This is a genomic window from Nonomuraea sp. MTCD27 (assembly GCF_041950495.1).
GTDB lineage: Bacteria > Actinomycetota > Actinomycetes > Streptosporangiales > Streptosporangiaceae > Nonomuraea.
Genome location: NZ_JBGNUW010000012.1, coordinates 225,016 through 249,542 on the forward strand (window position 1 = coordinate 225,016; position 24,527 = coordinate 249,542).

Annotated in this window: 9 protein-coding genes; 5 read left to right on the forward strand and 4 right to left on the reverse strand. The window is 74.3% G+C overall.

Going from position 1 to position 24,527, the window contains the following annotated elements; translation table 11 throughout:
• Positions 1–147: 147 nt before the first annotated feature.
• From ACBJ59_RS32665 to ACBJ59_RS32680, 4 genes are all read left to right on the forward strand, one after another.
• Positions 148–6,588 carry an amino acid adenylation domain-containing protein gene (locus ACBJ59_RS32665; RefSeq protein WP_375114046.1) on the forward strand — a complete coding sequence of 2,147 codons (6,441 nt, stop codon included), beginning with the start codon at positions 148–150 and terminating at the stop codon, positions 6,586–6,588.
• On the forward strand, positions 6,585–12,173 hold the full coding sequence (locus ACBJ59_RS32670; RefSeq protein WP_375114047.1) for an amino acid adenylation domain-containing protein: 5,589 nt from the start codon (positions 6,585–6,587) through the stop codon (positions 12,171–12,173). The genes ACBJ59_RS32665 and ACBJ59_RS32670 overlap by 4 nt, the downstream gene beginning before the upstream one ends.
• Positions 12,152–12,322 carry an MbtH family NRPS accessory protein gene (locus tag ACBJ59_RS32675; RefSeq protein WP_364137353.1) on the forward strand — a complete coding sequence of 57 codons (171 nt, stop codon included), beginning with the start codon at positions 12,152–12,154 and terminating at the stop codon, positions 12,320–12,322. The genes ACBJ59_RS32670 and ACBJ59_RS32675 overlap by 22 nt, the downstream gene beginning before the upstream one ends.
• 97 nt (positions 12,323–12,419) lie before the next feature.
• Positions 12,420–14,750, forward strand: coding sequence for a WD40 repeat domain-containing serine/threonine protein kinase (locus ACBJ59_RS32680; protein WP_375114048.1), 2,331 nt, complete (start codon positions 12,420–12,422; stop codon positions 14,748–14,750).
• Here the strand turns inward: ACBJ59_RS32680 and ACBJ59_RS32685 are convergent.
• The 4 genes from ACBJ59_RS32685 to ACBJ59_RS32700 all read right to left on the reverse strand — a co-directional run bounded on the left by ACBJ59_RS32685 (position 14,721) and on the right by ACBJ59_RS32700 (position 21,964).
• Positions 14,721–15,980, reverse strand: a complete 1,260-nt coding sequence (locus tag ACBJ59_RS32685; protein ID WP_375114049.1) for a cation:proton antiporter — start codon at positions 15,978–15,980, stop codon at positions 14,721–14,723. The genes ACBJ59_RS32680 and ACBJ59_RS32685 overlap by 30 nt on opposite strands.
• Positions 15,981–16,085: 105 nt before the next feature.
• Positions 16,086–19,382 carry a PQQ-dependent sugar dehydrogenase gene (locus tag ACBJ59_RS32690; RefSeq protein ID WP_375114050.1) on the reverse strand — a complete coding sequence of 1,099 codons (3,297 nt, stop codon included), beginning with the start codon at positions 19,380–19,382 and terminating at the stop codon, positions 16,086–16,088.
• Between the two features lie 94 nt (positions 19,383–19,476).
• Entirely contained in the window at positions 19,477–20,649 is a 1,173-nt protein-coding gene (locus tag ACBJ59_RS32695; RefSeq protein WP_375114051.1) for a sugar phosphate isomerase/epimerase family protein, read from the reverse strand.
• A gap of 139 nt (positions 20,650–20,788) precedes the next feature.
• The gene (locus ACBJ59_RS32700; RefSeq protein WP_375114052.1) at positions 20,789–21,964 is read right to left on the reverse strand and encodes an ROK family transcriptional regulator; all 1,176 of its coding nucleotides are present in this window, start codon (positions 21,962–21,964) and stop codon (positions 20,789–20,791) included.
• A gap of 605 nt (positions 21,965–22,569) precedes the next feature.
• On the opposite strand from ACBJ59_RS32700, the gene ACBJ59_RS32705 reads away from it, so the two are divergent.
• Entirely contained in the window at positions 22,570–24,477 is a 1,908-nt protein-coding gene (locus ACBJ59_RS32705; RefSeq protein WP_375114053.1) for an aldehyde ferredoxin oxidoreductase C-terminal domain-containing protein, read from the forward strand.
• The last annotated feature ends 50 nt before the right edge of the window (positions 24,478–24,527 follow it).

Here is a 24,527-nt window from a genome sequence, read left to right on the forward strand (position 1 = left end):
CCACGAAATCTGTTCCGCGGGTGCTCGTAGCGGGCGTCTGGTCCCACCTCCGAGCTGGGGCGAGCACGCCTGTCCGACGAAGGATGGCGCGATGCGCGAAATGCCGCAGAGGGAGATCCCGATCCACCCACCAGCCCCTTGGCTGCCTTGGCAGAGCTGAATGAGACAGCTCTGCCGCTGCCGGCCCTGCCGGGGATGGTGCCGCTGTTCGAGGCCTGGGCGGCGAAGGCTCCCGAGCGGGTGGCGGTGGTGGACGGTGGCCGGGCGCTGTCGTACGGGGAGGTGAACGCGGCGGCCAACCGGCTGGCCCGTCGCCTGCTCGACACCGGGGATCCGGGCGTGGTGGCGATCTTCGCCGGGCGGTCGGCCGAGGCGCTGGTGGCCATGCTGGCGGTGCTCAAGGCCGGAGCCGCGTACCTGCCGCTGGATCCCGGCTACCCCGCCGCGCGGATCGAGCTCGTGCTCGCCGACTCCGGCGCCCGCACCGTGCTGGTGCCCGGACACCTGCGCGACCGGCTGCCCGCCTTCGACGGCACCGTGCTGGAAACAGGTGACGATTTATCGTCATATAGCGCCAGTAATCTGGACAAAGTTATTGATGAGGCTGATCCCGCTTATATTCTCTACACTTCCGGCTCCACCGGGCGGCCGAAAGGCGTGGTGGTGCCGCACCGGGCCTTGCTGAACTTCCTGGTCTCCATGGAAAACCTGCTGGACGCCGGAGAAGACGACGCCTGGCTGGCCCTGACCTCGCTTTCCTTTGATATTTCCGGCCTTGAGCTGTATTTACCGCTCGTCACAGGCGCCCGTACGGTGATCGCCGACGCGGGCACGGCGCGTGACGGTCACCGCCTGGCCGAGCTGATCCGGCGGGAGGGCGTCACCCACGTCCAGGCCACGCCGTCGGGCTGGCGGGTGCTGCTGGCCGCCGACTACGCCGACCCCGCCGTCACGGCCCTGGTCGGCGGCGAGGCGCTGACGGTCCCGCTGGCGGCCGAGCTGAGGAGCAGGACCGGCCGGCTGGTCAACGTGTACGGCCCCACCGAGACCACCATCTGGTCCACCGCCTGGGAGGTCCCCGGCGACCCGGACCACGTCTCCATCGGCCGCCCGATCGGCAACACCCGGATCCACATCGTCGATGACCGCCTCCGACCGGCCTCCACGGGCGAGCTGCTGATCGGCGGCCTCGGCCTGGCCCACGGCTACCACCACCGCCCCGCCCTCACCGCCGACCGCTTCATCCCCGACCCCTACGGCCCACCAGGAGCCCGCCTCTACCGCACCGGCGACATCGTCCGCCTCCACGACGACGGCACCCTCCACTACCTCGGCCGCACCGACAACCAGATCAAACTCCGCGGCCACCGCATCGAACTCGGCGAAATCGAATCCACCCTCGAAACCCACCCCGCCGTCCGCCAGGCCGTCGCCGCCGTGCATCGCGAGACCCTGGTCGCCTACCTCGTCGGCGACCTCCCGGACGGCCCCGCCTTACGGGCCCACCTCGCCGACCGCCTGCCCCCGTACATGATCCCCCAGGTCTTCGTCCCGCTCGAAACCCTGCCCCTCACCCCGAACGGCAAGGTCGACCGCAAGGCGCTCCCCGCGCCGGAGCTCGCGGAGAGCGGCGCGGGGCGGGTGCCGGGGACGGCCGTCGAGCGGCAGGTGACCGAGGTGTTCGCGGAGGTGCTCGGCCTGGACGTGGTGGGCACCGGGGACGACTTCTTCCTGCTGGGCGGGCACTCGCTGCTCGCGGCCAGGGCGGCGGCGCGGATCACGCGGCGGCTCGGCGTGGAGGTGCCGGTCGCGGCGTTCTTCGCGCACTCCACGGTGGAGGCGCTGGCCGCCGCCGTACAGGACCTGGAGGCCCCGTCGGCGCCGCCGCGCCCGCGGCCGGCCGGCACCGCCCCGCCGCTCTCCCCCGCTCAGGAGCGGCTGTGGTTCCTGTACCGGCTGGACCCGCAGGACGCCTCCTACAACGTCTACCTGGCGCGGCGGCTGCGCGGGCCGCTGGACGCGAACCTGCTGGCCGCGGCGCTCACCCGCGTCGCGGCGCGGCACGAGACGCTGCGCACCCGCTTCCCCGAGGCGGGCGGGATCCCGGTCGCGGTGGTCGAGCCGCCCGCTCCGGTCCCGGTCGAGCGGCTCGACCTGGCCCACCTGCCGCCCGGCGAGCGCGAGGCGGAGGCGCGGCGGCTGGTGACCGTACGGGTGAACACCCCCATCGACCTGGCCGCCGCTCCCCCACTGCGCGCCACCCTGATCCGCCTGGCGGCCGGCGAGCACGTGCTGTGCGTGGTGTTCCATCACGTCATCGGCGACGGCTGGTCGCAGAACGTCCTGCTGTCCGACCTCGCCGCCTGTTACGAGGGCCGCGAGCTGCCCGCTCTGCCGCTGCAGCACGGCGACGTCACGTACTGGAGGCGGGAGCGGGAGGCGGCCGGTGAGGGTGACGCCGCGCTGGCGTACTGGCGGGCGAGACTGGACGGGCTCCCCGCCCTCGACCTGCCCGCCGACCGCCCGCGCCCGGCCGGGACGAAGCGGCACGGCGCGGTCCACCGGGCCAGCCTGCCCCGCGAGACGGTGGCCGCGCTGGAGGACCTCGGCCGCAGCACCGGGACGACGCTGTTCATGGTGCTGCTCGCCGCCTACCAGGCGCTGCTCGCCCGGCTGAGCGGGCAGCACGACCTCGCGGTGGGCACCGCCGTCGCCGGGCGGGACCGGGTCGAGCTGGAGCCGCTGTTCGGCTTCCTGGCCGAGACGCTGGTGCTGCGCGGCGACCTGTCCGGCGACCCCGCCTTCACCGACCTCCTGGTACGTACGCGGCACGCCGTGCTCGACGCGTTCACCCACGGCGACGTGCCGATGGAGCGGCTCGGCGGCGGGTCCGGGCTGTTCCGGACCATGCTGATTCTGCACACCCAGGACGACGGCGGCACGACGCGGCTCGGGGCCGCCACCGCCGAGGTCTTCCACGCCGGCTACACGCCCGCCCGCTTCGACCTCACGCTGGACGCCTGGCCCGACGCCGGGGGGCTGGAGATGGCGTTCGGGTATGAATCCTCGCTGTTCGACCCGGCGACGATCGAGCACCTGGCCGACCGGTTCGCCGCCCTGCTGCGGGACGTCGCCGCCGCGCCCGGTGCCCGGCTGTCGTGGTTGTCGCGGGTGACGGGGGACGAGCGGGAGCGGCTGCTGTACGGGGTCAACGACACGGCTCTGCCGCTGCCGGCCCTGCCGGGGATGGTGCCGCTGTTCGAGGCCTGGGCGGCGAAGGCTCCCGAGCGGGTGGCGGTGGTGGACGGTGGCCGGGCGCTGTCGTACGGGGAGGTGAACGCGGCGGCCAACCGGCTGGCCCGTCGCCTGCTCGACACCGGGGATCCGGGCGTGGTGGCGATCTTCGCCGGGCGGTCGGCCGAGGCGCTCGTGGCCATGCTGGCGGTGCTCAAGGCCGGAGCCGCGTACCTGCCGCTGGATCCCGGCTACCCCGCCGCGCGGATCGAGCTCGTGCTCGCCGACTCCGGCGCCCGCACCGTGCTGGTGCCCGGACCCCTGCGCGACCGGCTGCCCGCCTTCGACGGCACCGTGCTGGAAACAGGTGATGGTTCATCGGCGTACGACCCGGGCGACCTGAACCTCTCCGTCGATCCCGCCGATCCGGCGTACGTCCTGTACACCTCGGGCTCCACCGGGCGGCCGAAGGGCGTGGTGGTGCCGCACCGGGCGCTGCTGAACTTCCTGGTGTCGATGCGAACCCTGCTGGACGCGGCCGAGGACGACGCCTGGCTGGCCCTGACCTCACTCTCGTTCGACATTTCCGGACTTGAGCTGTACCTGCCGCTGATCACCGGCGGCCGGACCGTGATCGCCGATCCCGGCGCCGCCCTGGACGGCGCCCTTCTGACCGAGCTGATCCGGCGGGAGGGCGTCACCCACGTCCAGGCCACCCCGTCGGGCTGGCGGGTGCTGCTGGCCGGCGGGTACGCCGACCCCGCGGTGACGGCCCTGGTCGGCGGCGAGGCGCTGAGCGAGCCGCTGGCGGCCGAGCTGAGGAGCAGGACCGGCCGGCTGTTCAACGTGTACGGCCCCACCGAGACCACCATCTGGTCCACCGCCTGGGAGGTGCCGGACGAGGTCGGGCGCGTCTCCATCGGGAGCCCGATCGGCAACACCCAGGTCTACGTGCTCGACGAGCGCCTGGAGCCGGTCCCCGCCGGGGCCCCGGGCGAGCTGCTGATCGGCGGCCTCGGCCTGGCCCACGGCTACCACCACCGCCCCGCCCTCACCGCCGACCGCTTCATCCCCGACCCCTACGGCCCACCAGGAGCCCGCCTCTACCGCACCGGCGACATCGTCCGCCTCCACGACGACGGCACCCTCCACTACCTCGGCCGCACCGACAACCAGATCAAACTCCGCGGCCACCGCATCGAACTCGGCGAGATCGAATCCACCCTCGAAACCCACCCCGCCGTCCGCCAGGCCGTCGCCGCCGTCCACCAGGACAGGCTGATCGCGTACGTGGCGGGCGACGCCCCCGAGCCCGCCGCGCTGCGCGCCCACCTCGCCGCGAGCCTGCCCCCGTACATGATCCCCCAGGTCTTCGTCCCGCTCGACGCCCTGCCCCTCACCCCGAACGGCAAGGTCGACCGCAAGGCCCTGCCCGCGCCGGGCGGCGCGGAGGTGCCGCTACGCGCGCGGGGCGCGGGCACGCCGGTGCCGCTGTCCCCGGCGCAGGAGCGGCTCTGGTTCCTGGACTACCTCGGCGGGGAGGGCGCCGCCCCATTGTGCGTGGCCCACCGGCTGCGCGGCCCGCTGGACGAGGGCGCGCTGGCGGCGGCCGTCGCCGGGGTGGCGGCCAGGCACGAGGGGTTGCGGAGCCGGTTCCCCGGCGACGAGGGCCGGCCGCTGCTGGTGGTGCAGGACACGTTCGAGCCGCCGCTCGCCCGCCACGACCTGACCGGGCGGCCGGACGCCGAGGAGGAGGCCGCGCGGCTGGTCGGCGCGTGCGCCGGCGAGCCGTTCGACCTGGCCGCGGCGCCGCCGGTGCGGATGGCGCTGATCCGGCTGGCGCCGGAGGACCACGTGCTGTGCGTGGCGGCGCATCCGATCGTGGCCGACGCGTGGGCGCTGGGCGTGCTGGTGCGCGATCTGGCCGCGCTGTACGAGGGGCGCGAGCTGCCCGCGCCGCCCGTACAGGCCGGGGACGTCACGCTCTGGCGAGGCCGGCGCGAGGCAGCGGCGGAGGCGGGGCTGGAGCACTGGTGCGGGCGGCTGGCCGGGGCGCCGGTCCTGGATCTGCCGCTGGACCGGCCCCGGCCACCGGCCCGCACCGGGGGGCTCGTCGAGCTGCGGCTGACCGCGGAGCTGGCCGCGTCGCTGGAGCGGCTGGGGCGGGAGGCCGGCGGGACGCTGTACACCGTGCTGCTGGCCGCCTACCAGGTGGTGCTGGCCCGGCGGGCCGGGCAGACGGGGTTCATGGTGGGGCGGCCGGTGAGCGGGCGCGAGGCGGACGGGCTGGAGGGGGTGGTCGGGCACCTCACCCGGCATCTGGTGGTCCGGGGTGACCTGTCGGGGGATCCGGGGTTCGCGGAGCTGCTGCGGCGTACCCGGGCGGCCGAGCGGGAGGCGGCCGAGCACGGGGACCTGTCGCCCGAGCGGCTGGTGTCCGCGCTGGGCGTGGAGCGGGATCCGGCGCAGGAGCCGCTGTTCCAGACGACGCTGACGCTGCACGAGGCGCCGCCGGAGCCGGGGACCTTCGGCGGGCTGGAGCACGTGCCCTTCGCGCCCCGGCCGCCGGAGACGGTCTACGACCTGGCCCTGGAGGCCTGGGCCGGGGGCGAGGGGCTCACGCTGGCCTTCCGGTACGACGCCTCGCTGCTGGACGCGGCCGGCGTGGAGCGGCTCGCCGGGCGGTACGCCGCGCTGCTCGACGAGGTGGCGGCCGCCCCGAACCGGCACCTCTCCGAACTGGCAACGCCCGCCGCCGACCGGACGGCCGGGGGCGAGCCGCACGGCCCGGCCGCTGATGGGGCGGCCGGGGGTGAGGCGCACGGCCCGGCCGCGGATGGGGCGGCCGGGCCGGTGCGGGTGCTGGATCCGTGGGGCGTTCCGGTCGCGCCCGGGGACGTCGGCGAGGTGTGGGAGGCCGGGGCGGACGGCGTGCCGCGCGCGACCGGGGAGCGGGCTCGGCCGGGGCCGGACGGGCGGGTGGAGCGGCTGCCGGCCGCGGCCACCGTGGGCGGGTCGGGGGGCGGGTCGGGGCGCGGGTTCCGGCCCGGGTACGTCACCCCGCGCACCGACGCCGAGGCGCTGGTGGCCGACGTGTGGAGCGACCTGCTCGGCGTCTCCCGCGTGGGGGCGGCCGACGACTTCTTCCACCTCGGCGGCCACTCCCTGCTCGCGGTACGCGCCGCGGCCCGCCTGCGCGCCACCGTCGACGTCGACGTACCGATCAGGACGTTCTTCACCCATCGCACGGTGGAGGAGTTCGCGGCCGCGATGGAGGACCTCCTCCTGGCCGACCTGGAGGGCCTGTCCGACGAGGAGGCCATCCGCCTGCTCGATTCCACGGAGGTGTCGTGACCGGCCTGTCCCCCGCCAAGCAGGCACTGCTGGCACAGCGGCTGCGGCGGCGCACCGCCACGACCACGATCCCACCGCGCCCGGAGGGGACCGCGCCGCCGCTGTCCCACGCCCAGGAGCGGCTGTGGTTCCTGGAGCAGTACGTCCCCGGCACCCCCGCCTACACCGTCTCCTGCACCGCGCGCGTCCGGGGCGAGCTGGACCACGACGCGCTGCGGCGGGCCGTGCACGAGGTGGCCGCCCGGCACGAGAGCCTGCGCAGCCGGTTCGTCACCTCCGACGACGGGATGCCGCGCGTCGTGATCGACCCAGTGGCGGCCCCCGAGTTCTGGACGACCTCCGCGGGGTCGCCGGAGGAGGCCCGCGCGCTGGTGTCGGCGGTGCTGGCCCGCCCGTTCGACCTGGCGGCGGGACCGCTGCTGCGCGTCCTGCTGGTACGGCTCGGCCCGGCTGATCACGCCGCCGACCATGTGCTCATGCTGGCCGCGCACCACGCCGTCGCCGACGGGTGGAGCTGGGACGTGGTGCTGAACGAGCTGTTCGCGCTGCACGACGGGAAGCCCCTGGCCGCGCCGCCGGTGCAGTACGGCGACTACGCCCTGTGGCAGCGCGAGCGCGTCGGCACCCCTGGCTACCTGGCCGATGTGGACTACTGGCGGCGGCAGCTGAGCGGGGTGCCGCCGCTGGAGCTGCCCACCGACCTGCCGCGGCCGGCCGAGCAGGCGTTCGCCGGGGCCGCCCACGGGTTCCGGCTGGACGCCGGGCTGGTCTCGGGGGTGCGGGCGCTGGCCGAGGCCCAGGGGGCGACGCCGTACATGGTGCTGCTGGCCGCGTTCCAGGCACTGCTGGGGCGGTGGTCGGGGCAGAGCTCGTTCGCCGTGGGCAGCCCGGTCAGCGGGCGCGGGCTGCCGGAGCTGGACGGCCTGGTGGGGATGTTCGTCAACACGCTGGCCCTGCGGGCCGACCTGGCGGGGGATCCGGGGTTCGCCGAGCTGGTGTCGAGGGTGCGGGACACGGCGCTGGACGCGTTCGCGCACCAGGAGCTGCCGTTCGACCAGCTCGTCAACGAGCTGCACGTCGAGCGGGACGTCTCCCGGCCGGCGGTGTTCCAGGTGATGTTCGCGCTGCAGAACTACACCGCCCAGCCGGTCGACCCGGGGGCGCGGGAGCTGTCGTGGTTCGCCGCGGACACGGTGGTCAGCCGGTTCGACCTCAGCCTGTACCTGCACGAGGCCGGCGGCGGGCTGGACGGGACGCTGGTCTACAACACCGCGCTGTTCCAGGAGGGCACGGCCGAGCGGCTGGCGGCGGGGCTGGCGGCGCTGCTGCGCTCGGCCGTGGCCGCGCCGGACACCCGCCTGGCGGACCTGGAGCTGCTGCCCGCCGCCGAGCGGGACCGGCTGGCCGCGCTGGGCACGGCCCCCGCGCCCGCGCCGCCGGGGAGCGAGCTGCTGCACGAGCTGGTCTCGGCGCAGGCGGCCCGCACCCCGCGCGCGCCGGCGGTGGTGTTCGGCGGGCGGACGCTGACCTACGAGGCGCTCGAACGGCGGGCCGGGCGGCTCGCGCGGCAGCTGCGCGGGGCCGGGGTGCGGCCGGGCGACCGGGTGGCGGTGTGCCTGGAGCAGTCGGCGGAGCTGGCCGTCGCGCTGCTGGGCGTGCTCAAGGCCGGGGCGGCGTACGTGCCGCTCGACCCGGAGCAGCCGGCCGAGCGGATCGCGTACATGGCGGGCGACGCCGGAGTTCGCACCGCGATCACGTCGGCGGGGTCCCGGGGGCCGCTGCCGGACGGGCTCACCGAGGTGCCGATCGACGGCCCGGAGCCGCCGGACGGGCCCGCCGAGCCGGTGGCGGCCGGGATCGGCCCGTCCGACCTGGCGTACGTGATCTACACCTCCGGCACCACCGGGCGGCCGAAGGGGGTGGCGATCCAGCACCGCGAGGTGGTGACGTACCTGGCGGGGGTGCGCGAGCGCTTCGCGGTCGAGCCCGGCTCCTCCTTCGCGCTGCTGCAGTCGCTGGCCTTCGACTTCGGGGTCACCACCTTCTACCTGGCCCTGATGACCGGCGGCTGCCTGCACCTGATCCCGTCCAGGACGTCGGCCCCGGAGCTGGCCGAGTACTTCGGCCGCGCGCCCGCCGACTACCTCAAGATCACCCCGTCGCACCTGGCGGCGCTGCTGGCCGAGGCCGATCCCGCCGACCTGCTGCCGCGCCGGCTGCTCGTCCTCGGCGGCGAGGCGTCCGGCTGGGCCTGGGCGCGTGAGCTGGCCGCGCTCGGCCGCTGCGCGGTGGTCAACCACTACGGCCCCACGGAGGCCACGGTCGGCATCACCACGTTCCCGGTGGACCCGGCCGAGCCCGCGCGGGAGACCACGCTGCCCATCGGCCGCCCGCTGCCCGGCGCGCGCGTCCAGGTGCTGGACGAGCGGCTGCGGCCAGTGCCCGTGGGCGTGATCGGCGAGATCTACCTGGGCGGCGCCCGGCTGGCCAGGGGGTACCTGGGCAAGCCGGCGCTGACCGCCGACCGGTTCCTGCCCGATCCTGGGGGCGGGCCGGGGGCGCGCATGTACCGCACCGGCGACCTGGGGCGGTGGCTGCCCGACGGCAGCCTGCAGTTCCTCGGGCGCCGCGACCTTCAGGTCAAGGTGCGCGGATACCGGGTGGAGCTGGGCGAGGTCGAGTCCGTGCTGGCGGAGCTGCCCGGGGTCGCCCAGGCCGTGGCCGAGCTGCGCGGCGACCGGCTGGTCGGCTACCTCCTGCCCGCCGACGGCCCTTCCGGGAGCGCCGATCGGGCTCCCGCCGCCGAGCTGCGGGCGTGGCTGCGTGAGCGGCTGCCCGACTACATGATCCCCGTACGGTTCGTCTGGCTCGACTACCTGCCGCTGAAGTCGCACGGCAAGGTGGACCGGGCCGCGCTGCCCGACCCGGGCGACGACCGGCTCGCCGGGGACGCCGGGTTCGTCCCGCCGCGTACCCCCGCCGAGGCGAGCGTCGCCGCGATCTGGGCCGACGTGCTGGGGCTGGCCCGGGTCGGCGCGCTGGACGACTTCTTCGAGCTGGGTGGGCACTCGCTGCTGGCCATGCGGGTGCTGGCCCGGCTGCGCAAGGCCGTCCCGGACCGGCGGCTGACGCTGATGGACCTGTTCAAGCACTCCACCGTCGCGGAGCTGGCCGCGCTGCTCGACGGCGGGTCCGGTGCCGCGGCGGGCGGGTTGCTGCACCTCCTCACGCCGCCCCGGGCCGCCGCGACCACGCTCGTCTGCGCCCCGTACGGCGGGGGCAGCGCGGTGATCTACAAGCCGCTCGCGGACGCCCTGCCCGACGACTGGGCGCTGTACTCGATCGCCGTGCCCGGTCACGAGCTCGGCGAGGAGCCCATGCCGCCGGACGAGGTGGCGCGGGCCTGCGCCGGGGAGATCCTGGCGAACGTCCGGGGGCCGCTCGTCCTGTACGGCCACTGCGGGCTCGGCGCCATGATCGCCGCGGAGATCGCCCGGCGGCTGCACGCCGAGGGGCGCGCGGTGGAGGCCGTCTACCTGGGCGGGATCTTCCCGTTCGCGCGGCCGGAGGGACGGCTGACGCGGCTGCGGCACCGGCTGGAGGATCTGCGCGGCGACCAGGGCCGGGTGAACGCGCTCACGGCGGCCGGGCTCGACGTCTCCGACCTGACGCCGGAGGAGCTCAAGCTGATCGTCCGCAACCGGCGGCACGGCACGCGGGCGGCGGAGCGGTACTTCACCCGGCTGTTCGAGGAGGACGCCGAGCGGCTCGCGGCGCCGGTGATCGCGGTGGCCGGGGAGCGGGATCCGGTCATGGAGTACTACCAGGAGCGGTACCGGGAGTGGCACGTCCTGTCGCCCGTCACCGGGTGCGCGGTGCTGGACGAGGCCGCGCACTTCTTCCTCCGGTACCGGGCGGAGGAGCTGGCGGAGATCGTCACCCGTACGCACGTGGCCATCACGACCGGCGGGACCACCGGGCTGGAACGGGGGGACGGGGAGCGTACGTGGTGGCTGGAGGGCGTCTCGACGGCATCCCCCGGCACCTCGAACGCCCCCCGCACCCCGAGCACCCTCGCCACCGCCGGCATTCCGGAGGTCGCGGGCAGCGGTGACGGCGCGGATCGCCACGGCCTGGCGGGCGGCGCGGACGACGCCGATGGCAACGGGCGGGCGGGCGGTTCGGGTGGCGTGGGCGTGCGGACGGCGGAGCGGGATGGGCCGCGGCCGAGCATGCGGCGCTTCTTCGGGGTGGCCGCCGGGCAGGCGCTGTCGATCGTCGGTTCGGCGCTGACCGAGTTCGCCGTGCCCATCTGGATCTACCTGACCACGGACTCCCTGGTCGACTTCGCGCTGTTCTCCGTGCTGGCGCTCGTACCCGGGATGCTGGTGGCGCCGCTGGCCGGCACCGTCGTGGACCGCAGCGACCGGCGCCGCGTCATGCTGCTCGGCGACGTCGGCGCCGGCGGCTCGCAACTGGCGCTGGGCCTGCTCCTGTGGACCGGCAACCTGCAGACCTGGCACATCTACCCGCTGCTGTTCTGCCTGTCGGTGGCCCTGTCCTTCCAGCGGATCGCGTACGGCTCGGCCATCCCGCAGCTCGTGCCCAAGCGCTTCCTCGGCCACGCCAACGGCGTGGTCGGCATGATCAACGGGGTCGCGCAGCTCATCGTGCCCCTCGCCGCGGCCGGGCTGATGGCGGTCATCGGCCTGGAGGGCATCCTGGCCATCGACGTGATCAGCTACGCGATCGCCATCGGCACCCTGCTGTTCATCCGCTTCCCCGCCACCATGGGCCTGCGCCGCCGCGAGTCGATGGCGGCCGAGCTGGTGAACGGCTTCCGCTACTCCTGGGGCAACAAGGGCTTCCGCCGCATGGTCACGTTCTTCGCGGTGGTCAACCTGTTCATGGCGGCGCTGTTCCTGATGATCTCGCCGCTGGTGCTGTCGTTCGGGTCGCTCGCCGACGTGGGGCGGGTCTCCTTCTTCGGCGGGCTCGGGGTGTTCCTCGGCGGGCTGGGCATGGCGGTGTGGGGCGGGCCGCGCGTGCGGCGGTTCCGCGGGCAGCTGATGTTCACGCTGACGCTGGCGGTGTCGGCGGTGGTGATCGGGGTCCGGGAGGACCTCGTCGTGATCACCGCCGGGGTGTTCAGCCTGTTCCTGTCGCTGACCCTGCTCAACGGGGTCTACACGACGATCGTGCAGGTCAAGATCCCGCAGCGCTATCACGGGCGGGTCTTCGCGCTCAACCAGCTCGTGGCCTTCTCGACGCTGCCACTGGGGTACGCGGTCGTGGCGCCGGTGGGCACCGCCCTGTTCGAGCCGATGTTCGCCGAGGGCGGCGCGCTCGCGGACACGGTCGGCCTGCTGATCGGCACCGGCGAGGGCCGCGGCATCGGCTTCCTGTACCTGCTGCTGGGCGCCGCCATCGCGCTGTGCGTGCTGGTCGCCCGGCGCCGCCGGGTGCTGTGGGACTTCGACGACCTCGTGCCCGACGCCCTGCCCGACGACGTGATCGGATTCGAGGCCCTGCGCAGCCGCGGGGCCCTGGCGAAGGAGAAAAGGTGGACGAGTACCAGGTCGTGATCAACGGTGAGGAGCAGTACTCGGTGTGGCCCGCGGACCGGGAGATCCCGGCCGGGTGGCGGGCGACCGGGTTCGCCGGGGGCAGGGACGACTGCCTGGCGTACATCGAGGAGGTGTGGACCGACATGCGCCCTCTCAGCGCGAGATGAGCGGTGTACGGGCGCAGCGTACGGGCTTCCCGGGCTCACGGCGGCGATCGCCGCGTCATCCGGGTCTGAGAGACTGGGGGCCTGAGAGAGGAGTGGGATGCCCGACCTGCGCCCGCTCCGGCCGGGGGATCCCGAGCGGATCGGTGACCATCGGCTCGTCGGCGTGCTCGGGTCCGGCGGGCAGGGCGTGGTCTACCGGGGGGTGACCGGGTCGGGGCGTGAGGTGGCGATCAAGCTGCTGCACGCGCACCTCGTCCAGGACGACGCCATCGCGCGCGGGTTCCTGCGGGAGGCGGAGGCCGCGCGGCGGGTGGCCGCGTTCTGTACGGCCGCCGTGCTGGACGTCGGGGTGCTGGACGAGCGGCCGTACATCGTCAGCGAATACGTCCCCGGCGACACGCTGTACGCGGCCGTCCGCGCCTCCGGGCCGCGGCGCGGCGGGGCGCTGGACCGGCTGGCGATCTCCACGCTGACCGCGCTGGCCGCGATCCACCAGGCGGGGATCGTGCACCGGGACTTCAAGCCGGGCAACGTCCTGATCGGGCCGGACGGGCCTATCGTGATCGACTTCGGGATCGCCAAGGCGCTCGACGCGACGAGCCGGACCTCCGGCGCGGTGGGGACGCCCGCGTACATGTCGCCCGAGCAGTTCAGGGGCGAGCGGGTCGGCACCGCCTCCGACGTGTTCAGCTGGGCCGGGACGATGGTCTTCGCCGCCACCGGCCGCCCGCCCTTCGCCGGGGACTCGGTGCCGGTCATCATGAACGCGATCCTCACCGGGACTCCTGACTTGTCCGGGGTGCCCGGGCGGCTGATGCGCGAGCTGATCGAGCGGTGCCTGGCCAAGGACCCGGCGCAGCGGCCACAGCCTACGGACCTGCTGCGACGGCTGATCGGGCCGGCAAGCGCCGCCGCGTCCGTACCCGCCCCCGCCCCCACGTCCCCGCCACCCTCCTCCCCCGACCCCGCACCCTCGCCCCAGGCACCCTCGCCCCAAGCGGCCTGGTCCCAGGCACCCTCATCGCAGGCGGCCCCGTCCCAAGCGGCCTCATCCCAGGCGACCCCGTCCCAAGCGGCCTCGTCGCAGGCGGCGCCCGCGTCCCCGTCGCACGGTGCCCCTGCGCCCGCCTCACATGCGGCGCCTGTGTCTCCGGGCCGGGTGGATGCCGGGGCTCCGCCGTTGCCTCCTTCCGGGGTGAGGCCGGCGCAGGACGCGGCGCCGAGCGAGGGGCGGCCGGTCAGCCGGCGGGCGCTCATCGGGGGGCTCACCGCCGCGGCTGCCATCGGTGTGTCGGCGTTCGCCGTCCTCCGCCCGGGAAGCGGCTCGCTGCGGGCGGACGGCGGCACGTCACCGTCGGCCACCGCGTCCACGTCGCCACCTCCGTCCATGTCGGCGTCGGCGTCGGCGTCGGCGTCCCCGTCGCCCGGCTCGGCCGTGGCCGCCGAGCCGTTCGGCACGCCGGTCAAGGGGCCCGTTCCGGTGGCGAGCGGCGGCGGCGAGCCGGCGGCGATGGCCGCGAGCCGAGCCACCGTCGTGTGCGGGACCACCAAGGGGACGGTGGTCGCGTGGGATCTGAACGCGGCCGTCACCCCGCTCGGCGACGGCGGTGGCGCGGTGACGGCCATGGCCGTCGGCGAGCTGGGCGGCCGGCAGGTGACGGCCTCCGGGCACGGTGACGGCCGGATGCGGCTGTGGGGCCCGCGGGGCGAGAGCCTCGCCACCCACCGCGCGGGCGACCCCATCGTGGCCGTCACGGTCGCGGGCCGGGCGGTCGCGGGCCGGGCGGTCGCGGTGTCGCAGAAGTACGACGGCATGAAGGACCTGCGCAGCGTGGTGCGCCTGTGGGACATCTCCACCGGCAAGCAGATCGGCCCCACGATCAACGACCACTTCCAGGGCATCCGCGGGCTCGCGTTCGGCAGGCTGGGCGGCCACGACGTGCTCGTCACCGGTGACGGCGGCCAGCGGGTCCGGGTGTGGCGGCTGTCCACGGGCCGGCAGACGCACTCCTTCCACACGGGCGAGATCGGCGGCATCGAGCTGCTGGCCTGCGGCGAGCTGAAGGGCAAGCCCGTCCTGGTGTCCACGCACCTGGACGCGACCCTGCGCGTGTACGACCTGGCGACGGGCAAGCGCCGGAAGAAGTGGGACTTCAGCGTCCGGAGCCCCGACGACCGGGGGGCCGCCGCCCTGGTGGCGGGGCGGCTCGGTGACGTGCCCGTCGCCGCCGTGGCCCACGCCCCGTGGGGCGGCGACGTCGTCGTGCGGGTCCGGAACCTCGACGACGGCGAGGTCATCGGCGTCCTGGGGGCCGGCGAGGGCGGCTCGATCCGCCGGCTGGCGCTGGCCGAGCTGGACGGCCGGCCCGTCCTGGCCGGCGCGGACGACGGGGGCCTGTTACAGGTCTGGAGCCTCGGCCCGGCGTGAGGCGCGGATGGCGTCCACGCGGTCCATCACCGGGGTGGCCGTGACCCCGTGCAGCACGACCGAGGCCAGGACGGTGAAGCCGGTCACCGCCCACAGCTCCTCGGCGGGCACCCCGAAGCCCGCCTCGCCCAGCGCGTACGCCAGGTAGAACAGCGACCCGATCCCCCGGATCCCGAAGAACGAGATCGCCAGCCGCTCCCTCGGCCCCGCCCGGCCGCGCCACTGGGTCAGCCAGCCGACCAGCGGCCGGATCACCAGCAGGAGCAGGAGCCCGACGGCGGCGCCGCGCCAGGTGAGCGCCGCCAGGCCGCCGGTGGCGACGAAGCCGCCGAGCAGGAGCAGCAGCCAGGCCGTGAGCAGGCGCTCGACCTGCTCCACGAAGCCGTGCAGGACGTTGTTGTAGCCGTGCCCGTGCTCCGCCCGCCTGATGGTGCAGGCGGTGACGAACACCGCGACGAAGCCGTACCCGTGGGCGAGCTCCGTCACCCCGTACGCGAGGAACGTGGCGGCCAGCGCCACGAACCCGTCGCGCCGCTCCGACAGGCGCAGCCCGCCCGACCTGGCGCGGAAGAACAGCCTGCCGAGCAGGCGGCCGATCAGCAACCCCGAGACGACGCCAGCAGCGGTCCGGTAGAGCACGTCCACCAGCGCCCACTCCCCCAGCCAGCCCGCGCCGCCGGCGGTGGCCACGGCGATGGCCGCGTACACGATGGGGAAGGCCAGCCCGTCGTTGAGCCCGGCCTCCGAGGTCAGGGCGAAGCGGACCTCGTCGTCGGCGTTCGCCGCGTCCACGGGCTCGCCCACGTGCACGTCGGAGGCGAGCACCGGGTCCGTGGGCGCGAGCACGGCCCCGAGCAGCAGCGCCGCGCCGATCGGCCAGCCGGGCAGGGCCATGGCCGCGGCGGCGACCCCGGCCACGGTCAGCGGCATGGTCAGGCCCAGCAGCCGCCACGTCGTGGACCAGCCGCGCGGCCCGGCCCGGCGGTTGATCGCCAGGCCGGCGCCCATGAGGGAGATGACGACGCACAGCTCGGTGATGTGCTCCAGGGCCGTGCGGTGGGCGATCGGGTCGGGGTCGGGCAACCCGATGGGCAGCGCGAACAGGACCACGCCGGCGAGCAGGTAGACCAGCGGCAGGGAGAGGGGGCGGCCGGCGAGCACCTCGGGGAGGATCGCGGCGAGCAGGGCGGCGGCTCCGCCGAGGGCCAGGATGAGGTCGAGGGTGGACATCCCGGGCCAGCTGCCCCCAAGATCGCCCCTTATCCCTCCGGCGGGCAAGGGGTGGCGCGCCCGGTCCGGGATCCCGATCGCCGGGCCGGGCGCGCGATCACCCGGCTACGCCGTGCGCAGCCGTTCGATCAGGGCCTTGGCATCGCGTACGAGCGCGGCCCGCGCCGCCGCGTCCCGCACGTTCCCGCGCTGCTCGGCGATCTTCACGAACCGCTCGAGCGCCGAGACGGCCAGCGCCCGCCTGCCCTTCTTCTCGTGCCGCTCGGCCTGTTCGAGCTGCTCCAGCAGCTCGTACGCGGCCTTCCCGGTCACCGCCCCAGACTGCCGGAACCGCGAGATCAGCGCCCGCACGTCGGCGTAGGAGGTGGTGGTCTGGAACGTCACGGTCGCGGTGGCCGTCCGGCCCGCCCGGTCGGTCACGGTGCCGGTGAGCTGGTGCTCGCCGAGCGGCAGCGTCCAGAGCGGCACCGGCTTCCCGGGCGCGACGGCCTTGCCGTCGATCTCGGCGGTGACCCCGGCCACGCCCGACACCGCGTCGGTCGCCGTCAGGACGGGGGTGACCGTCGCCGAGTCGCCGTACGGCTTGGCCTCCACTCCTGTCATCGACAGGACCGGGTTCGACTTGTCGATCTTGACGGTGAGCGTGCCGGCCGGTGAGACGTTGCCGCCGTTGTCGGTGGCCCGGAAGCGGACCTCCTTGGCGCCCTCGGTGCTCAGGGTGACCGGGTTGTTGGCGTTCGCCCAGGTGGTGCCGTCGAGGGAGTACTGACGGCCGGCGACCGTGCCGTTGTCGGTGGCGGTGACGGTGAGCGTGACGTTGCCGGTGTACCAGCCGTCCTTGCCGTCCGGCTGGGCCGGGGCGAGGGCGGCGGTGACGACCGGCGGGGTGGTGTCGGCCACGCCACTGCCCTGGAAGGTGAACGCGTCCAGCTCCACGCCGCCGGAGGAGGTGACGTACAGCCGGCCGGTGCCCTCGGGCAGGCCCTCCAGCGCGGTGGTGACCGTCTGCCAGTCGTCCCCGGCGGGGATCGTCACGGTGGCGAACGGCTCGGCCGTCGGCGACTTCCACCTCAGGGAGAGCGTGCCGGCGCCGGAGGCCGTGGTGCGCACGCCGGTGATCCCGGCGAAGTGGACGGGGTCGTAGGCGATCCAGTCACCGGGGTCGAACGAGGTGACCTTCGCCTTGGCCGAGGCGGTGTCGTCCGGGGTCTCCGTGACGCCGCTGCTCTCGTCGGCGTGCTCGGCCTGCGCCAGCTTCGGGTTGAGGGTGAGCGTGTCCTCGCCGAGCGCGCCGGGGATGTTGCCGGCGCCGTTGTCGCGGTAGCTCACGACGACCACGCCGTAGATATTCTCCGTCTCGCCGTGCTCGGGCGCGCTCGCCGGGGTCGGCCAGGCGCCGGCACAGCCCGTGCCGGTGGTCTCCGGGTGCGCGTGCGTGTCGTGGCCCAGGCCGAACGTCCACTGCACCCGCGAGCACACCGGGTTGTCGCCGTCCTCGGCGTCGGTCACCCCGATCCGGTACGGCAGCGCGTTCCCCCAGTCGAAGAACCCGCCGTCGGGTGGCGTCTGGACGGTCACCACGGGCGCGGTGTTGCCCACGGTGATCTCGACGGAGGTGAGCCCGGCCCGCCCGCCGGAGTCGGTGACGCGCAGCCGGGCCGCGTACTGGCCCAGCTCGGTGTAGGTGTGGGTGACCGTGGCGCCGGTGCCGTCGAAGGTGCCGTCGCCGTCGAAGTCCCACTCGTACGTCAGGGCGCCCGGCTCGGTGTCCCGCGAGGAGGTGGCGTCGAAGGCGACCGTGAGCGGCGCGGTGCTGCTCGACGTCTTGTCCACGGTGATCCGGGCCTGGGGCGTCTTGTTGGCCGGGGTGTAGTCGATGCGGTAGAGGCCGGCGTCGGGGTTGGCGCGGAAGAACCCGTCACCGTAGTCCAGCACGTACAGGGAGCCGTCCGGGCCGAACTCGATGTCCATCGGGCTGTCGGTGATGGGCTGGGCGGCGGTGCGCAGCGCGCTGTTGGGCAGGAAGTGCTCGATCTTCGTGACGGGGCCGTCGGCGCCCGTGAAGGTGAACGCGGCCAGGTAGTCCTGGGAGAACTCGGCGAAGAACGCCTTGCCGTCCCAGTACTCGGGCAGCTTGCCGGGCGCCGGGTTGTCCGGGTCGTAGTGGTAGACCGGCCCGCCCATCGGCCCCTGCCCGCCCTGCGGGTCGAAGTCGACGAGCCCGGCCCACTCGGCCGGCTGGTGGGTGTTGTTGTCGCCGTAGTACAGGTCGGCGGGCACGGCGGGCGGGAGCTGGTCGAGACCGGTGTTCCAGCGGGAGGTGTTGCGCGGCCCGGCCGCGCAGTCGAACCACGGCCCCGGCTGCGCGGTCGCGAAGTCCCAGTCGTTGTAGTTGAAGTTGTTGCCCGTGCAGTACGGCCAGCCGCTGTTCATGGGCTTGTCGATCGGGGTGATGTTCCACTCGACGTAGCCGAGCGGGCCCCGGTTGGGGTCGGCGGTCCCGGCGTCGGGGCCGTAGTCGGCCCAGGACAGGGTGCCGGTCTCGGCGTCCACGTCCATGCGGAACGGGTTGCGCACGCCGGTCACGAAGATCTCCGGCCGGGTGCCCGCCGTCCCCGGCGCGAACAGGTTGCCCTCCGGGACGGTGTACGTCCCGTCCGCGGCCACCTTGATCCGCAGGATCTTGCCGCGCAGGTCGTTGCTGTTGCCCGCGCCGCGCCGGGAGTCGAGGCCGGGGTTCATGCCGGGGGCGTCGTTGTTGGGCTCCATCCCGTTGGCGCCGGGCGTGCCGGCGGGGGTGTTGTCGCCGGTGGCGAGGTAGAGGTTGCCGTCAGCGTCCCAGTCGACGTCACCGGCGACGTGGCAGCACTGGCCGCGCTGCACCTCGACCTTGATGATGACCTGCTCGGTGGACAGGTCCAGCGCGCTGCCCGTCCACTTGAAGCGGGACAGCTGGTTGTAGCCCTTCCACTGGTTCCAGTACGTCTCGTCGGCTCCGGCGGGCAGCGTGTTGGGCGCCGACCCGGTGGGCGTGGTCTCCGGGTACGGCGCCGACATCGTCTTGGGCGCGTAGAAGACGTAGACCCACTTGTTGTCGTCGAAGGCCGGGTCGAGGGCGATCGTCTGCAGACCGTCCTCGGAGTTGGCGTAGACCGGGATCGTGTTGACGACCTTCGTGACGCCGGTGGCGGGGTCGGTCAGGCGGATGTCGCCGTTGCGGGCGGTGTGCAGGACCCGCCGGTCGGGCAGGACGGCCAGGTCGATCGGCTCGCCCACGTTCTTGGTCAGGGTGATCTTCTCGTAGCTCGACCACTCGGTGGCCGGGTCGTGCGCTCGGGCCGGTAAGGCCAGCGTGGCGACGGTCAGCACGAGGCCGCCGAGCACCGCGAGGGTACGCTGCATGGTGATGCCGCTCCTAGGACGAGGAGTGTCACGAACCCGGGCCGCCACGCCCGCCGCTGCAACGGCGGGGGATCCCGTGGCGGTCCGGTCTACGTCAGCCGCGTAATGCGGCCATGTTCCGGTAGCTCAGCTCGGCGAACCGCAGCGACTGGGCCGGGTCGGTGCCGGGCGCGTTGTCCTGCTCGTACATCGGGTTGTGGTAGCCGGGGGACCGCAGCTTGGAGAAGAAGCGGCGGTAGTCGATGTGGCCGGTGCCGAACGGCACCATGTCGTAGCCGTTCGGGACGGCCGGGTTGGACGCGCCGTCCTTGGCGTGGAACAGCGGGAAGCGCTTCTCCTGGGCCCGCACGGTGGCGAGCGGGTCGAAGACGTCGGTCTGGACCGACCCGTCGGGCGCGGTGTACGTGCGGTGCTTGAACTGGGCCACGTGCGCCCAGAAGATGTCCATCTCGAAGTAGACCCGCCCGGGGTCGCTGATCGTGAAGAAGTACTCCAGCTTGCGGATGCCGGACGAGCGCGTCGGCCGGCCCTGCTCGTCGAGGGGTCCGCTGTCGAGCAGGAACGCGTAGGCCGCGTCGTGGTTGTGCGTGTAGAGCTTGATCCCGGCCTGGCAGGCGATCGAGCCGAGCTCGTTCCACTTCTCCGCCGCGACGTCCCAGTCGGCCTTGTACGCGCTCCCGGTCGGGTCGGAGCCGGTGCCGACGTGACCCAGGCCGAGGATGTTCGCGATCTCCAGCGTCTGCTTGAACCGGTCGAGGTCGGCCTGCGTCAGCGGCCACGAGCCCGGGATGAAGCCGTGGTTGCCCTCGGCCTGCAGCCCGTTGTCGTCCAGCCAGCTCCGCAGCAGCCGGGCGCCCTCGACGCTCTCCAGGTTGGCCCCGCCCTCGGAGTTGGCGTGCTGGCGGTAACCGGCGAACTCGACCTGCCTGAACCCGATGGCCGACAGCGCCTCCAGCACGCGGCGGAAGCCCGAGGGGAGGGTGGTGGCCAGCGGGTCGCGGGAGATCGCGTCGCGGACGGTGTAGAGGATGATGCCGCGCTTGCCCGGCGGAACGAGCACTCGCCTCGATCCCGTACCGGCGGTCTGGGCGGCGGCCGCTGTGGGCTGGACGAACGGGATGGCGGCCGCGGCGGCCAGGCCCGTGGTGGCGGCGAGCAGCCCGCGGCGGCTCAGCCCGAGCCGGCGGCGGAGCGTCTCGGCCCGCTCCCGCTCCTCATGGACCTGATCGTCGGGAGTCGGCTCTTCTGGGGCACGGTGATGGCTCACGCGAGGGTTCCCTTCCTTGAGGGACGCGTGCGCCGACCACGTCGCGGCGGATCTGTGCCCGTCCCCCGGGCATGCCACCGCCCTGGAGCTCGAGACGATCACCATTGTTACTACGCCGCGGTGATCCGGTCAATGGCGCTCATCTGGCGACGATCCGGTCGATGGCGTCCGGGGCGAGCACGTGCTCGACCACCATCACGCCGGCGCCGACGACCCCGGCCCGGTCGCCCAGCTCGCTGGCCCGGATGCCGAGGTGCTGCGTGGCCAGCGGAAGCGACCGGCTGTAGATCGTCTCGCGCACGCCCGCGAGCACCTGCTCGCCGGCCTCGGCCACGTCCCCGCCGATCACGATGACGGAGGGGTTGAAGAAGTTCACGATGGAGGCCATCACCGCGCCGACCTCGCGGCCGGCCTGCCTGACCAGCCGGGTGGCGTGCAGGTCGCCCGCGCGCATCAGCGCGACCACGTCCCTGCTGCCGCGCGCCTCGATCCCGGCGGCACGCAGCACGGCGGCCATCGAGGCGCCCCCGGCGACGGCCTCCAGGCAGCCGGCGTTGCCGCACCGGCACGGCGCCTCCGAGGCGGGGACCCGGATGTGGCCGACGTCCCCGGCCGCGCCCTGCGCGCCCCGGTGCAGGCGGCCGCCGGAGATGATGCCGCAGCCGATGCCGGTGCCGATCTTGATGAAGATCAGGTGGTCGACGGCCGGTCCGGCGGCCCAGTGCTCGCCCAGCGCCATGACGTTCACGTCGTTGTCCACCAGCACGGGGGCCTCCAGCCGCGCCTGGAGCCAGCCGGGCACGGGGAAGCCGTCCCAGCCCGGCATGATCGGCGGGTTCACCGGCCGTCCCGAGCCGTGCTCGACCGGCCCTGGCAGGCCGACCCCGACCCCGCACACCTGCGTGAGGTCGTGTCCGGTCGCGGCCAGCAGCTCCCGGAAACCGGCGACCACCTCCCCCAGCGTGCGCTCCGGCCCGCGGTCGACGAGCAGCTCGGCGGCCCGCTCGGCCAGCACGTTGAGGCCGAGGTCGAGGACGGCCAGGCGGGCGTGGGTGGCGCCCAGGTCGGCGGCGAGCACGACACGCGCGGCGCCGTTGAACGCGAACACCGCGGCCGGCCGTCCCCCGGAGGAGATCGAGCCCTCGCCGGCCACGACCCAGCGCTGGCCGATCAGGCCGTCCAGCCGCTGGGAGACGGTGGACCTGGACAACCCGGTGAGCCGGGCCAGCTCCCCTCGGGTGCGGGCCTGCCCATCCCGGAGGATCGCCAGCAGCGCCCCCGCCCCGGCGCTCTGGCCGCTGGAATCGCTTGGCATGGATCTACCTTACTTCGGAGATCGACCGACTTATGTTGACAAGAATTAAAAGTCGGATCTATCGTCCCGAAATATGCCGGACATATGCGGTGCTCGGGCGAAATTTCCGGGCAAGTCCGGCGATTTCCGAGCTCTCCGCGCCGGACGGGCGCGAACCCGGAGGTGGTACCCGACGCGCTCACCGAACCTCCGGCCCGCCCCGCACCCTCGCGCGCCGCACCCCTGATCCCTCTCCAGCGTCCTCCTCCGCCTCCAAGGATCCGGCCCGGTCCACACCCGCCGTCGCGCCGAGACGCGGGCCCAGGGAAATGCCACCCGGGCCGGATCCGTGCACGCCATTCATTTACGCCGCCCGAAATGCGGCGATGCTCAGCACCTTCACCACGGCCGCACGGGCCGGCTGCCCTCCCGCCGCAGGTTGCCCGGTCGTGCCCGCCCGCCGGCGGACCGGCATCGAGCCGTCCCCGGCCCGCGGCCACGTTCATCGAGCGGTCGGCGCCCCCGCCGGAAGGAGCCCACCGGAGCCTCCTCAGGGTTGCGTGGGCCGGGTGGTGTGTGATGTGGTGCCGCTCCTGGTCCCCTCGCCGGCTCTAGGAGGCTTTGTCATGCCGTTCATTGTGGACTTGACCAGCGGGAACGTGGAGAAGGAACACCGATCTTCGGAGAAGGGGCACTATGGCGGGTCCGTTCTCGGGCTGCGGTTGATGGGCGAGCGGACCGTTCCGGGGCTGGATCCGTACGATCCGCGGGCGCTGCTCTACGTGGCCGCCGGGATGCTGGGCGGGACGGCGGCGCCCGGGCTGGCCAAGGCGGTGTTCCTGGCCAAGTCGCCGCTGACCGGGGTGGCCGGGGAGGCGCACGCGCTGGGCCCGTTCGCGGCCGGGATGCGGGGGGCCGGGGCGAAGGCGCTGGCCGTGCTCGGGCGGGCGGAGCGGCTGTCGTACCTGCTGGTGGCGGGCGGGGAGGTGACGGTGCACGACGCGGGCGACCTGCGCGGGCTCGGCACCGCCGCCACGACCGACGCGCTGCGGGCCCGGCACGGTGAGAGCGCGCACGTGGCGGCGATCGGGCCGGCCGGGGAGAACCTCGTCCGGTACGCGAGCGTGGTGACCGACTACGCCTACGCCGCCGGGCGGTACGGCCTGGGCGCGGTCTTCGGCGCCAAGAACCTCAAGGCCATCGTGTGCCACGGCGACGCGCCGGCCGAGGTGGCGGATCCCGAGGCGCTCGCCGGGCTGGCCGCCTACTACCGGGCGTCCATGGCCACGAACCCGCTGGCGGCGCTCCAGGCGGGGCTGCCCGGGTTCGCGGGCTGGGCGGGCGATCCGCTCGATCCGGGCTACGCCTCGGTCCGCAACTTCTCCGTACCGGGCGCGCCGGGGCTGCGGGTCCCGGCCGCCCGCGACTACGACGGCCGCGCGGTCTCGACCACCGGCGCCTGCCCGGGCTGCCCGAACGACTGCCTGAAGGTGTACGCCCCACCGCTTCCCCCCGCCGGACGGCGACCCGGCGGGCGCGCGGAAGCCGCCGGGGAGCGGCGGGCCGGTGGGCTGGGGCAGGAGGCGTTCCTGTCGCTCGGGTGGAACCTCGGCATCGACGACCTCGACACCGTCCTGGACGCCAACGCCCGCTGCAACGACCTCGGCCTCGACCCCGTCTCCCTCGGCGGGACGCTCGCCTTCGCCATGGAGTGCGCCGGGCACGGCCTGCTGCCCGGCGGTCCCGCCTTCGGTGACGCGGCCGCGCCGGCGAGGCTGATCGAGGACGTGGCCGCGCGGTCCGGGGCTCTGGGCGACCTGCTCGCCGAGGGGTCGGCGCGGGCGGCGCGGCGCCTCGGGCCGGGGGCGGAGGCGTACGCGATGACGGTCAAGGGCGCCGAGCTGCCGTGCTTCGACCCGCGCCCGCAGCCGGGCATCGGCCTCGGGTACGCGCTGGCCCCCGGCGGCCCGCGCTACGACGCCCTGGAGCACGACCTCGACTTCGACCCGGTCGCCGGGCTGGCGTTCAGCTTCCCCGAGGCCGCCCGGGTCGGTGCCGAGCCCGCCCCGGCCGGGGTGCTGGACGAGGAGCGGGGGCGGCGCAGCGCCCGGCTGCTGCGGCTGTGGAGCGGGCTGGACGCGCTCAACCTGTGCGTGTTCGCCTCCTCCCCCACCAGACCGCTGACCATCGACCACCTGACCGCCCTGGTCACGGCCGTGCTCGGCACGGAGTTCACGCGGGAGGACCTGCTGGCGGCGGGCCAGGCGCGGCTGGACGGGATGCGCGCGTACGCCCTGCGCGAGACCACCCCTGAGCCCGCGGCCGCCCCCGAGCCCGCCCCCCACACGACCTCCCCGCACCCGGCCGCAGGCGCGCCGGGCGGGTGGCCGGGCCCGCTCGACGAGGAGTTGCCGGCGCGGCTGCACGACGAGCCGATCACCGACGGGCGGTACAAGGGGGCCGTGCTCGACCGGGACGCCTTCGGGCGGGCCCGGGCGGCGTTCTACGAGGAGCTCGGCTGGAGGAGCCGTTAAAGGTGGGGAAATTTCCGAATAAAAACGATTGACCTCCCTCTTGTTCGGTT